This window comes from Pseudomonas sp. NUPR-002 (assembly GCF_056322725.1).
Genome location: NZ_CM150476.1, coordinates 3,733,345 through 3,746,086 on the forward strand (window position 1 = coordinate 3,733,345; position 12,742 = coordinate 3,746,086).

General features: G+C 62.4%; 15 protein-coding genes. All 15 read left to right on the forward strand.

Going from position 1 to position 12,742, the window contains the following annotated elements; all coding sequences use genetic code 11:
* The first annotated feature begins 307 nt into the window (after positions 1–307).
* The 15 genes from ACVWSC_RS16755 to ACVWSC_RS16825 all read left to right on the forward strand — a co-directional run bounded on the left by ACVWSC_RS16755 (position 308) and on the right by ACVWSC_RS16825 (position 12,732).
* Positions 308–1,105 (forward strand): hypothetical protein, encoded by a 798-nt coding sequence (locus tag ACVWSC_RS16755; protein WP_023098628.1) that lies wholly within the window; start codon positions 308–310, stop codon positions 1,103–1,105.
* A 79-nt stretch (positions 1,106–1,184) separates the two neighbouring features.
* Positions 1,185–1,550 (forward strand): DUF3085 domain-containing protein, encoded by a 366-nt coding sequence (locus ACVWSC_RS16760; RefSeq protein ID WP_023098627.1) that lies wholly within the window; start codon positions 1,185–1,187, stop codon positions 1,548–1,550.
* Between the two features lie 347 nt (positions 1,551–1,897).
* Positions 1,898–2,818, forward strand: coding sequence for a DUF3577 domain-containing protein (locus ACVWSC_RS16765; RefSeq protein WP_023098626.1), 921 nt, complete (start codon positions 1,898–1,900; stop codon positions 2,816–2,818).
* 155 nt (positions 2,819–2,973) lie between these two features.
* Entirely contained in the window at positions 2,974–3,801 is an 828-nt protein-coding gene (locus ACVWSC_RS16770; protein ID WP_023098625.1) for a DUF932 domain-containing protein, read from the forward strand.
* Positions 3,802–3,889: 88 nt separating this feature from the next.
* Positions 3,890–4,549 carry a DUF3275 family protein gene (locus ACVWSC_RS16775; protein ID WP_023098624.1) on the forward strand — a complete coding sequence of 220 codons (660 nt, stop codon included), beginning with the start codon at positions 3,890–3,892 and terminating at the stop codon, positions 4,547–4,549.
* A gap of 94 nt (positions 4,550–4,643) precedes the next feature.
* Positions 4,644–5,042 carry a hypothetical protein gene (locus ACVWSC_RS16780; protein ID WP_023098623.1) on the forward strand — a complete coding sequence of 133 codons (399 nt, stop codon included), beginning with the start codon at positions 4,644–4,646 and terminating at the stop codon, positions 5,040–5,042.
* 11 nt (positions 5,043–5,053) lie between these two features.
* On the forward strand, positions 5,054–5,314 hold the full coding sequence (locus ACVWSC_RS16785) for a hypothetical protein (protein WP_442107950.1): 261 nt from the start codon (positions 5,054–5,056) through the stop codon (positions 5,312–5,314).
* Between the two features lie 78 nt (positions 5,315–5,392).
* A complete protein-coding gene (locus ACVWSC_RS16790; protein WP_023098621.1) occupies positions 5,393–6,043 on the forward strand; it encodes a hypothetical protein in 651 nt (216 codons plus the stop codon).
* Between the two features lie 16 nt (positions 6,044–6,059).
* Positions 6,060–7,223, forward strand: a complete 1,164-nt coding sequence (locus ACVWSC_RS16795; protein WP_225321758.1) for a DUF6094 domain-containing protein — start codon at positions 6,060–6,062, stop codon at positions 7,221–7,223.
* 72 nt (positions 7,224–7,295) lie between these two features.
* A complete protein-coding gene (locus ACVWSC_RS16800) occupies positions 7,296–7,601 on the forward strand; it encodes a hypothetical protein (RefSeq protein ID WP_023098619.1) in 306 nt (101 codons plus the stop codon).
* 90 nt (positions 7,602–7,691) lie between these two features.
* Positions 7,692–8,003: a hypothetical protein gene (locus ACVWSC_RS16805; RefSeq protein WP_023098618.1), complete on the forward strand. Its 312-nt coding sequence runs from the start codon at positions 7,692–7,694 to the stop codon at positions 8,001–8,003.
* A gap of 101 nt (positions 8,004–8,104) precedes the next feature.
* A complete protein-coding gene (locus ACVWSC_RS16810; RefSeq protein WP_023098617.1) occupies positions 8,105–10,384 on the forward strand; it encodes a DEAD/DEAH box helicase family protein in 2,280 nt (759 codons plus the stop codon).
* A gap of 257 nt (positions 10,385–10,641) precedes the next feature.
* On the forward strand, positions 10,642–11,385 hold the full coding sequence (locus tag ACVWSC_RS16815) for a hypothetical protein (RefSeq protein WP_023098616.1): 744 nt from the start codon (positions 10,642–10,644) through the stop codon (positions 11,383–11,385).
* Positions 11,386–11,497: 112 nt separating this feature from the next.
* A complete protein-coding gene (pilL2, locus tag ACVWSC_RS16820) occupies positions 11,498–12,073 on the forward strand; it encodes a PFGI-1 class ICE element type IV pilus protein PilL2 (protein WP_023098615.1) in 576 nt (191 codons plus the stop codon).
* Positions 12,070–12,732 (forward strand): hypothetical protein, encoded by a 663-nt coding sequence (locus tag ACVWSC_RS16825; protein ID WP_023098614.1) that lies wholly within the window; start codon positions 12,070–12,072, stop codon positions 12,730–12,732. Before pilL2 ends, ACVWSC_RS16825 begins: the two co-directional genes overlap by 4 nt.
* Positions 12,733–12,742 lie beyond the last annotated feature (10 nt).

Genomic DNA, 12,742 nt, shown 5'->3' on the forward strand with positions numbered 1-12,742 from the left:
GCCGAGGCCGGGGCTCCACCACTAGAGACCATTCTCCCCATGCACCTCGAAGGTGCTGCCAACAATGCGAAGACATGAGATTCGGTTTTCGAGTGACGTTGGAGGTGTCTGGGTTCACGCTGCGTATATGTTCGTCGGCGTAGCCGGCAGCATCCCAGGCGGTCAAGGCCATCAAGACCGCGGCACGCCATCGGTGTGCTGGCTGCATCAATCCTCGGAACGTTCGCCGCTCTACATTCAATCCACCCCAAGGGACAATCCATCCCTTGCGGTTGGGGAGTCCCGTTTTTTTTCAGGAGACTCCACCATGGATCACCAAGCCATTCGCCAGCAGCTTCCCTCGCTGGTCGCCGGCCACCTGCCACGCACAGCGCGTAGCTTTCAGTTCAACATCTTCGACGGCCAGCCCAAGGAATCCGCCCTGGGCTTTCGCATCGACCCCAAGCCCTTCGAAGGCAAGGTCGTTGCGACCACCGATGAAGCCATCGTCGTCAAGATCGGCCGCACACAGTTCGCCGTGCTGGACCGCGAACTGGTCACGAACATCCCGGTCGAAGGGGCCAAGGTCGCTGTCCAACCCTACGCACGCCGTCGCTTCGATGGCTTGCGCGCGGACACCCCGGAAGAAGTCGTGGAACACTCCTCGGACGGTACGCCATACAAGGTCACCCGCCTGATCCTCGGCTCGGCACCTGCACATTTGCCGATCGCTAAGCCGGAGTGCCTTGAACTTCAGCAGCTCATCGAGCAATTGGAGTCGATGCCCGCACCAGACAGGCATCGCACCATCAGCCACATGTTGGTCGATGCCCACGCCAGCGACTTCGCACTGGTCGACCCGTCACCGAAGGACATCATCCGCACTCCGCCGACGATCAGTTTCAACGTGACTACCGGCAAGTTCGTCGGGCGCGTGAGCGTGCTGTATCTGCGCGGCGACGACGTCTATGCCATCGAAATGCACCGCGATGGCGTATGCGTCGAGCGGCGCGACGAAGTGTACTTCGACATGCTAGGCGACACCTTGGCACATCTGATCGACGATGGCTCCTGGCGCCGCATCCAAGTTCAGTCCATCTCCGGTCGCAAGGCCACCTCCCACTAACTACCCGACCGCGACCGAGCCACCCACCCTGGTGGTGGCTCGTGCTCGCCCCTCATCCAATCCCGTGAAGGAATTTCTCATGACTCTGCTCTTCAAAGGCAGCGCGCTTCGACCCGTCCTGGCCGAAGCCATTACCAACCAATGCCGCGTCATCCTGGTCAAGGATCATGGCGTGTACTGGCTCGCCGAACACGGTGAGCGCAGGCCCGACAAGCGCCAGAAGCTGATTGCCTATGCAGTTGGCTGCGACCCGGATGTCGATCCGTTCGATGACTGGTGGGAACTGGCGCGCATCGAGCTGGGCGGCGACGACTTCGGCGAGTTCTTCGACCCGAACGAAGTCGTGCTCACACGCATCCTGAACAGCACCGATGACCTGATGCTGTCGGCCACGCCCACGCACCTGTCGCTGCAGGCCGTGGCACCTACCGCACCAGAACACTGACCCTGCATCCCAAGAGCCTTCGCCAGTCGAAGGCTCTCTTTCTTGGGCCTGCGCAAAACGGGCTCGGGGCATTTCCTATTGGTCGTGGCGGCCCGGCGCGCATGGTGTGACGCTGCGTCCATGCTTGCTGACGTTGTCAGCGACATGCCAGGCAACCATCGGTCTTCGAGGTTGCGGCGCAGCACCCGCTGCGTGACCACACCAGTTCGCACCGCATCCATGCGCGAACGGCCACCGGCTCGCCGGTGGTGGATGCATTTGCCGTTCTCAACCCATCGCGGGGTTACGCACCTCTCCCCGCATCGTGGGGTTGGTGTGTCTCCGCTCTTTTCCTATGGAGATTCACCATGAGCACCACGTCCAACGAGAAATCCTATTTCGACCTTCACACCTCCGGCATCGGCTACCTGCAGCGTGCCCGTGAGGTTCCCGTCAAGGGAGGTCGCCGCGCACAGCCGTTCCTGGCTTGCACGATCGCCGCCCTGGTTGGTTCCGCCAAGGAGCCGTCCATCCGCTACTTCGACGTCAAGGTGTCCGGCACCGAGGCCAAGAAGCTGGTTCAGTCGTACGTCGGCATCGATGATCCCAAGCAGCGTCCGCTGGTCCGTTTCCGGCTCGGCGACCTCTGGGGCGATGCGTTCATCCGCCCCAGCGGTGAACGTCAGGGTGAAGTGGCAGCGAGCCTCAAGGGGCGCCTGCTGAAAGCCGAGGTGATCGATCGCGCCGAACTGGCTAAGATCGAGCAGCACGAGCTCATCACCCGAGGCATCGGCTACCTGAGCCGTCCGAAGGAGGTCACTCCCAAGGACCGCGATCCGTTCCTGTCGTGCACCATCGGCGCACTGACCGGTCCGGTCGATGAGCCGGAGTATCGCTACTTCGACACCATCGTCGCTACCACCGACGCCCAGCACCTGGTGCGTCGCTGCGTTCAGGCCATCGAGGCTGAACGCAAGGTCCTGATCGCCTTCCGGCTGAACGACATGCGGGCTGACCCGTACGTGCGCACCAAGGGCGAACGAGCCGGCGAACCGGGCGTGAGCCTGGAGTCCACGCTGATCCACATCGGTCTGATCAAGGTCGATGGCCAGCAGGTCTATCCGGCTCCTGCGGACAAAACCGAAGCACCTGCAACCCCGGACGCACAAGCGCCCAAGGCCAAGAGCACTGCCGAAATCGGCGACGCCGCCAAGCCCACCGAGCCCGCCCCGCGCGAGCACGAAGCTGAAGCGGTCGAGCACGAACCGGCAATGGCCGCTTCGTTCTGACCCACGTCAGGCTCCACTCCGGGGCCTGATCGTTTCTCCCACCTGATCCGTGCCCTCCCCTCGGGGAGGTGCACGCGTTCGCGCTTTTTCATCCCTAGCGTCAAGCCAGGCCATCCGGCCCAGGCAGATGCACGTCTTATCTCAGGAGAATTGCCATGTCTCTCGCAACCCGCTTTGCCCATCGTTCCCCGGTGCTGCGCGCGGATCGTCCCTTGTCGGACGACCAGATCCGTGCTGTTGCCCCTTCCATCTTCGCTGACGCTCCCCACGGAAGCCGATCCGAGCGGTATGCCTACATACCGACCGCGACCGTGCTGACCAAGCTGCGTCAGGAGGGCTTCGAGCCCTTCATGGTGTGCCAGACCCGTGTCCGCAACGAAGACCGGCGCGAGTTCACCAAGCACATGATCCGCATGCGCCATGCGAGCCAGATCAACGGCTCGGAAGCCAACGAGATCATCTTGCTCAATAGCCATGACGGCACCAGCAGCTATCAGATGCTGGCCGGCATGTTCCGCTTCGTCTGCCACAACGGCCTGGTCTGCGGTGAAACCACTGCCGACATCCGTGTCCCCCACAAGGGCGACGTGGCCGGTGAGGTGATCGAAGGCGCCTACGAGGTCCTCCAGGGCTTCGAGCAGGTGCAGGCGTCGCGAGACGCCATGCGCGTCATCACCCTGGAAACAGGGGAAGAAGAAATCCTCGCGCGCTCCGCACTGGCGCTCAAGTACGACGATCCGACCAGGCCTGCGCCTGTCACGGAGACTCAACTGCTTGCGCCCCGGCGCTTCGACGATCGACGACCGGACCTGTGGTCGGTGTTCAACCGCATCCAGGAAAACATGGTCAAGGGTGGCCTGACGGCACGCACGTCCAATGGACGCCGGCAGCGCACCCGCGAAGTGCAAGGCATCGACCAGAACCTGCGCCTGAACCGGGCGTTGTGGATGCTGGCCGATGGCATGCGCCAACTGAAGGCCTAGCGCCGCACGGATCACACCCCTCGCGGGTGCGGTCCGTTTCTTTTTCCCTTGGATCTCACGATCCCCCCAATCATCGAAGGAGCACACCATGGCGGCCAAATCAGCCCCGAAGTCCAGCGCACCCCTCATCGTCCCCGGGCAGCTCACGCTGCGCACCATCAACGGCCGCAATGGCCGGTTCAATGTCGGCCGCCTGGTCACCGCCATCGGTGAGTTCGCCGTCAAGGATGCAGAGCTGGAGCAGTACCCCGAAGGCAAGTACGACGGGGAGTTCCACATCCGCTTCATCTATCCCAAGGCCTATCCCACGGCCGGCGGAATGCGTTTCGAGATCCGCGCCAACCTGGACGGCATGACCCTCTCGGGCCTGGACCGGCTGAGCAAGGACGAGGCTCGCAGCTTCGCCACGCAAGAGGTCGATCCGCTGGACGAGGACGTGACTCAGCCATCGGCTACGCCAGCGGTCAAGCCTGCTGCCGATCCTGTGCAGGCCTCGGCCGATCCGCTGATCGATACCACGCCCTTTGGTGTGGATGCGCCATCTGCGACCGTGGCTGCCTCCGGCGGCCCCGACAGTGACGATGCCGCATTGTTCGGCCTGCTGTGGCCGCTGGGCGACTCCGTGAAACTGGATTCGACCATCGACCGCCGCACCCTGCGTGCACAGATCGCCCGGCTGGGCGAACTGGGCTACGCCCTCGACTTCAAGTCACAGCAGTGGAACCGGCCGGAACAACAGGCCGCCTGATCTGCCTCGCCGCATCCGCGGCATCTTCATCCACCCGCCGGGGCTCCGTCCCGCCAGGGAGGACTCCGGCATTTTCTTGCAGGAGAACTTCATCATGGGCTGGCTTTTCTCATCACGCACCCGGTCAGAACTGATCCGGGACCTCATCCAACCCGAAGAGCGCGAGCGCGCCAGCGTCCGCATCATCGCGCATACGCTGCGTGGCAACGTGTTGTGGTCCGTTGTCGAGATCACGGCCAAGGCCGAAGGCGTTCACCAGGAACTCGCGCCCGGCGAGTCCATGTGCTACATCCGCTGCGACCTGCTCCAACGCAGTGGCGGTCAGTGGGGGTACAAGGGCATGGACGAGTCCGTGTCACCGTACTACTTCACCTGCCCGCTGCGCTATCTCGAGATGGCCAAAGAGATCTCGCCCGATTGGCGCGAGAAGGTTCGGGCCTATCACGCTCAGCGGCGCCGGCCGGCAGCTTCGTCGCAACTGGCCGTGGCCTGAAGGAGGACGCGATGGACACTTCGCTGCAATCCCTCTCGCCCAAGCTGCTGGGCCAGGTCGAAGACCAGCTGTCCAACAACGAGGTTTCCTCAGACGAGGAACTGGTTGAGGACTTCATCCAGGCCGGCCTGACCGACGCACAGGCGCGGGAAGCCATCGGCTACCGCGACCGCTATCTCATCAACGTGTACCACCAGGACTTCACGCCGATTCGTACCCCAGAACGTGCATTGCGTTTCAACCCGCACGCCAGGGACTTCGAGCCGGAGTAGTCCGCATTCCTTCATTCCTTCCGGGGCATCACTGCCCCTGCGGGCGGTGCTGCCCCTCATTTCATCGAGGACACCACCATGCCTGAACCTTTATCTCCCAACCCCCTGTACCGCATCGATGAATGCAGCGACCTCATGGCCGATGCATGCGTTTGCAGCGATCAGGGCGATCTGATCTTTCTCTCAATCTGGGCGCGGGATACCGCGATCCAGCAGTTTCTGGCCCGGCTGACGCTGGGCCGCGACGAAGATGGGCTGGAGCAATTCCACCTCATCACCGATCAAGGGGGCTCCATCCCCGTGTTCGTCGGATCGGTCGACCGCTTGGAAAAGCGCCTGACACGCTCCTATCGCCGCACGCTGTTCGGCTCGATGGTCAATCTATGGCTGTTCGACCGGCGCTGCACCCGTCCGGACAAAGCCACGGCCAGCGCGCTCACGCTGCTGCCGCGTGCCTCGGCCGATCCCACCTTGCGCCTGTGGCACCTGGTCAAGGACACATGTCCACTGCCGCTGCTGGACCACTGGCAAGCGCCGGTACTGGCGCTGCTGCGCGAGCGCGACATGCTCCAAACCCTGACGGTGGCCCTTGGTCCGCTGCAGGGCTTCCGGATCGGGCTCGATGTCCCGGTTCTCACCGATGCCCTGGGCGAACTGATCCGCCGCGGCGTCCTGACCGCCTACCCGGTACCGGCTCACGCCGAGCTGCCAATGGAAGCGATGGCTTGATCCGCCCGTCACGGATGTGCGCTCTGCGCGCGCATCCGACCTTTATCCCCCCGCCAATAAGGAGACTGCCATGGCACTGATGTTCCCGCGGCTCGCCCGCAATTTCGCCAAGAACGGGTACTACCCGACCGACGAATCCACGCTCGAACGAGCGCTCAGCGCACTGGCGCCCAGCGATGGGCCGATGTGCATCCTTGATCCCTGCGCAGGTGAAGGTGTGGCCATCGCGGAAGCCGCGCATGCCCTCGGGCATGCGCAGGTCCGCGCGTACGCCGTGGAGTACGACCAGGAGCGTGCCAATCACGCGCGGCTTCTGGTCGATCACTGCATCCACGGTGACCTCATGGACACGCTGGTCTCGCGCCAGTCGTTCAGCCTGCTGTGGCTCAACCCGCCTTACGGCGACCTGTCCAAGGATGCCAATGGCAACATCGGCTACGAAGGCAAGGGCCGCGCCAGGCTGGAGAAGCTGTTCTATCAGAAGACGCTGCAGCTGCTGCAGTACGAAGGCATCCTGGTTTTCATCGTGCCGTCCTATGTGCTCGACGCCGAACTGGTCGGGTGGCTGACGCGACACTTCACCGATCTGAGCATTCACCGTGCGGTGGATACGCAGTTCAAGCAGGTGGTCGTATTTGGACGTCGGATCCGCCAGCGCGAGCTGGTCGGTGACGACACCAAGGCAGTCCGGGCCCGATTGCTACAGATCGGGCAAGGTGAAGTCGAGGCGGATGAACTTCCGTCCGAGTGGACATCGCTGCCATATGTGGTTCCCACGACCTCGGTCGAGCCGGAGCATTTCTACCGGATCAGCATGGAGCCGGCGCAGTTCGCCGAGGAAGTGAACCGGCTGCAGGGCCTTTGGCCCGCATTCGAGACACACCTTGGTGCTGCCCAGCAATCCCTGCGTGCCCCGGCACGTGCTCTGTCCCACTGGCACCTGGCACTGGCCCTTGCGGCTGGCGCCATCTCGGGTGTCGTGCAGTCCAAAAGCGGCCGCATCCTGGCCGTCAAGGGCGACACCTACAAGCGCAAGGCCACCGCCGTCGAGCACCGTGAGCGCGACGATGGCTCCATCGCAGAGACACGCATCCTCACGGACAAGTTCGTGCCGGTCATCCGCGCATGGGACCTGTCTCCCGACTCGGCCTCACTGGGGCAAGTCATCACCATCCACTGAGCACAAGGCTGTAGCGCGCTCGAAGGCGGACGCGCTGTTGTGGCCCAATGAAATCACCAAGGAGGACTATCGATGGCGTCGATCAGGATTGACACCTACATCCACCAACTGCAGTTCCCCATCGGGGCGCTGATCATCAGCAAAGGCGTCGATCGCCTGATTCGTGCCGGCACCGAAGAACCGTTCCAGTTTCTGCGGCGTCACGCCCGCGGCGATTGGGGCGATGTCCCCGCTGACCAATGGGAAGCGAACATCGCGGGAATCCAATCCGAGGCCAAGCTCGAATCGTTCTATGTTGCAACCAACGGCCAGCGCATCCGCATCTTCACCGAAGCGGATCGCAGTGCCACCCACATCGTGCTGGCTTCCGAGAACTGACTCGGTAGACCCGCACCATTCATCAACCCACTGGGGCCATGTCGCCCCGATGGGGTGCCATGGCCCCGCTCTCCCTATCCAGGAGGCCCCATGGCAACCGAAGCAGTTTCCCTCAGCGCCAGTCCCACGCGGCGTTTCAACCCCGGCCAGATGGTCGTGACCTCAGGCGTGGATGCGCTGATCCGTCAGGGTCGGCTCAATCCCACCCCGTACCTGCGCCGCCATCTCAGCGGTGACTGGGGCGATCTCGATGACAGCGACCGGCAACAGAACGACGCCGCGCTGCAATCGGGTGAAGATCGCCTGTTCTCTTCCTACCAGGTCACCACCGACCTGAAGATCTGGGTCATCACCGAGTGGGATCGCAGCGTCACCACGCTGCTGCTACCCAGCGAGTACTGATCCAACCACGGCGGCCATAGGTCGCAACTTCGCTTTCATCCCCCTGGGGCATTCATCAGCCCTCAGGGACGGTGCGTGCCCCTTTTATTTGGAGCATCACCATGACCATGCAACTCGAAGCGGCGCCCGCCGCAGACACCTCGCCCACGACCGACGACCTTTTCGATCCCGCATCCAGCGAGCTCTCCCTGAGCCTGCAAGACTTCGTCGCCGAGTTCGGCGACGAATTGCTGGACTCGCTCAACCGGGCCAATCCACCCGTCTACAGCGGTACGCCGCACGCCCACCGTCAGCTCGTGCTAGCCGGTCTCAAGCGCAAGCTGTTCCCAGCCCAGGCCGAAGTCGTCCATGCCGCCGCCGAGCTGCTCGCCAACCATGGCGAGCGGGCGGCGATCGTCAATGGCGAAATGGGTACGGGCAAAACCACCGTCGGCATCGCGCTGGCGGCCGTTCTCCACGCCGAAGGCTATCGCCGCACCCTCGTCCTCAGTCCGCCACACCTGGTCTACAAGTGGAGGCGGGAGATTCTGGAAACTGTCGCAGGCGCAAAGGTCTGGGTGCTCAACGGCCCTGACACGCTGCTCAAGCTCATCAAGCTGCGCGAGCAGTTGGGTGTGCCGGCCGCTGGCCAGGAGTTCTTCATCATCGGCAGGGTGCGCATGCGCATGGGCTTCCATTGGAGGCCCGCATTCACACGCAAGCGCACCCGGTACGGCGTCATGGGGGCCTGCCCGCACTGCGGGACGGTCGTCAACAACCTTGACGGCGAGCCGATCAATGCTCTGGAGCTGGAGGCGGAGGAAGTCCGCCGCAGGTGTGGCGTCTGCAACACCGCTATGTGGACACTGGTTCGCCCGCGAACCCTGTCCGGCAGCGATCAGCACTCGGCCGTGCTGCGGGCCTTGAAGCGTATCCCGACGATCGGCGAAGCCACTGCGCAGAAGCTGATGAAGACGTTCGGAGATGGCTTCCTGGCCTCGATGCTTGGCGACAACCTCCACAACTTCATAAATCTGATGGACGACCGGGGAGAACTGGTCTTTTCCGATCGCCAGGCACAGCGCATGGAACGCGCGATGTCCAGCATGGAGTTCGGCTTTGGCGAAGGCGGCTACCAAGCCTCCGAGTACGTCAAGCGCTATCTCCCGCAGGGCACCTTCGACCTGCTCATCGCCGATGAGGCCCATGAGTACAAGACGGGTGGTTCCGCGCAAGGCCAGGCCATGGGCGTCATCGCAGCCAAGGTCCGCAAGACCTTGCTGCTCACCGGCACCCTCATGGGGGGCTACGCAGACGACCTCTTTCATCTGCTGTTCCGGGCTTTGCCCACGCGCATGATCGAGGACGGATACCGTCCCAGCAGTAACGGCAGCATGAACGCGGCCGCCATGGCGTTCATGCGGGACCACGGCGTCCTGAAGGACATCTACTCCGAGAGCGACGGGCCAGCCCACAAGACGGCCAAAGGCTCGAAGATCACAGTCCGAACGGTGAAGGCACCGGGCTTTGGTCCGAAAGGTGTCCTGCGCTGCGTCCTGCCTTTCACGATCTTCCTGAAGCTGCGCGACATCGGGGGCATGCTGCCGCCGTATGACGAGGAGTTCCGGGAAATCGCGATGGATGCCGAACAGGCCCACGCCTACCGCGACCTGGCCACGCGCCTGACCGCGGAACTCAAGGAGGCCTTGCGCAAGCGGGATACCACCTTGTTGGGTGTGGTGCTCAACGTGCTGTTGGCCTGGTCCGACTGCTGCTTCCGTGCAGAAACCGTGCGTCACCCACGCACGCGCCAGGTCCTGGCGTTCACACCGGCTCAGTTCAACGAGCTGGAGATCATGCCGAAAGAGCGTGAGCTGATCGACATCTGCCGCGAGGAGAAGGCAGCGGGTCGCAAGACCCTGGTCTACTCGGTCTATACCGGTACGCGCGACACCACGTCGCGCTTGAAAGGGCTGTTGGAGCAGGAAGGCTTCAAGGTCGCTGTGTTGCGCGCAAGCGTGGATGCGAGCCGCCGAGAAGACTGGATCGCCGAGCAGCTCGACCGGGGGATCGATGTCCTCATCACCAACCCCGAGCTCGTCAAGACGGGGCTGGATCTGCTGGAGTTCCCCACGATTGTGTTCATGCAGTCGGGGTGGAACATCTACACGTTGCAGCAGGCCGCCCGCCGTTCGTGGCGCATCGGCCAGAAGCTGCACGTGCGGGTGATCTACCTGGGGTACGCGGCCACGTCGCAGATGACGTGCCTGGCCTTGATGGCCAAGAAGATCCTGGTGTCCCAGAGCACGTCAGGCGACGTCCCGGAATCCGGGCTCGACGTGCTCAACCAAGACGGTGATTCGGTAGAGGTCGCCCTGGCCAGACAGCTTGTTGCTGCTTGATGGTCTTTGTATGCCGGCGCCCTCGGGTGCCGGCATTTTTTCGTGCACGAATCACCTAATCGCGTAACCCTGTCGGCGATAGGTAAACTGAGTCGATTAGGTTACTCGCAGAAGGCAATCTGCTGCGATTGCTAAGGTGATGATTACGAAAAAAGTTGAGTGCGGCATCACTGACAACGCGCCGGGAGTCGCTAGGCTGCTGCTTTGGAAAAACGCTGTCTCGGATTGGAAAAACGTTCATATCGGAGGAAAAGAAGATGAGTCCAGATGATGTCGCCGCGATCCAGAGAATCGTGCACGATGCGATGCAAAACACCGAGTTCATCAACAAGGTTTGGATCGCGGGCGCTGCCGTAGTTGTGTCCGTTTTTGCCGCTCTTGTCGCCTCGTTCACGCAAATGCTGGTAGCTCGATCGCAGCGTAAGACACAGCTAAGGTTGGCCGCTCAGCTAGAGCTTCAGCAGAAGCAAGCACTCAGCGAGCAACTGTCCATGCAGGAACTCGCATCGCGTCGAATAGCAAACGCCAACGTCTCTGCAAAGCGGCAGATATGGATTGACGAGTTGCGAAAAGACATCGCCAGATACCTGTCGCTATGGCAGGAGATATGTTATCGGTGGGATGCCATCGTGAGCGAACCCCGGACCGAGGAGATCTCCGACCAAGCGCTCAACGCGTTCAAGCAGCCTATCGCCGAAATGCGCCTGGAGGCCTTGGAACTGCAGTTGCGTATCGAGTTGCGATTGAATATGACAGAAGTGGATCATCAGGAACTCAAAAACCTCATGAAGGAGCTGGAGACATCCACCATCCTGTTCCAACGTACCGCGAGTTCGCTTCCGCCTGCAGACATTCAGAAGGTCTTCGGAACGATCAAGCAACAGCTGATCGCCAAGTCTCAGAAGATCCTCAAGGACGAATGGGAACGGGTCAAGAAGGAGTCGTACGCAGATCCCAGCGTAACAACTTCCAGCAAGCCCACCTCCAGGTCGGCTGCCTGAGGTAGCCGACCGACATCCCGTAAAAACTGGGCGCGCGCCATTGCGCATTCTTTGCTGACTGGGTCGAGGCGCCCGGCGAAGGTATCGGCTTACTGCAACAGGAAGCCGATCCATGCAAACATTCAGTCTCGTCCCCCGCGCGGTCGCGTGTGGCTTGTTGAGCATCGCCACACTGCTTGGCGGCTGCGCCACCGCTTCAGCGCCTGCTGTCATCGAGTCGGTTCCGGACGAAGCGGCGATCTCTGCTCGCGTACAACTGGAGCCGGAGTTCATTCCGGTGGCGCGCTACGGCCGCTACACCCTCGTCGAACTGGCACCGCTCACAGCGCAGCGTGACCTGCTTCAGCAGGTGATTGACGTGCGGATGCCGGAAGAGGCCAGAGCCAGCATAGGCGATGGTCTGCGCCACGTACTCAAACGCAGCGGCTACCAGATGTGCGAGACGGCACACGCGGTCATCCAGCTGTATTCGCTCCCAATGCCCGCCGCCCATCTGCAGTTGGGCCCCATGACGCTGCGTGACGCGCTGCTCACCCTTATCGGGCCGGTCTGGGATCTGGAAGTGGATGACCGCTCACGGCAGGTGTGTTTCGTCCAGCCAAGAGCCCAGGGGGCTCTACCCATCCAAGAACTACCGCCCACCGGAGCAATCCCGCCTATCCAGGTTGAAGAGGGTTCCCAGCCATGACCACATCACACCCCCTTCCCGCGGCGAAGTCATCGCGCGCCCCATCTCTCGCCCACATATTGCTGTGGGCGTGGCTTGTGGGCCTGACGGCGTTGGTCTTGGTCGCGCTCCAGATAACCGGCGAGCTTGCTGGACAGTCTCAGCTCGACAGCTCCGTGCAGCGTCTGCAAGCACTGGAGTCACGCGTGGGTGAGATTGTGCAGGCCAATCGTGCTCTGCAAGAGCGACCTGCGCCGGCGACCGCTACGGCACTACAGGAGGTGCACCAGTCATTGAAATCCCGCGCTGATTCCCTGGACCAGGCATTGGTCACGCTTGCCAGCCAAGAGGATCTTGTTGCATTGCGGGCGGATCTGGAACAAATCAAATCGCGCCAAACGACAGCACGCAGCAGCACCGTAGCGAGCAAGCCCCATCCCGTGCAGCAGGCAGCAGTCAAGCCAGCGGAGGCTCCCATGCCATTTCGAGTGATTGGCTCGGAACTGCGTGCAGGCCAGCGCACGGTATCGGTCGCACCGGCAGGTGGCGCTCTCTCCGCCTCTCAAATCCAGGTGCTACTGCCTGGCGAAAGCATCGGCCATTGGCGTCTGCAAGATATCGACCGAAACACCGCCGTGTTTCGTGCCGGGGAGCAGATCCGTCGCGTGGCCATTCCCTGAGGGACTATCC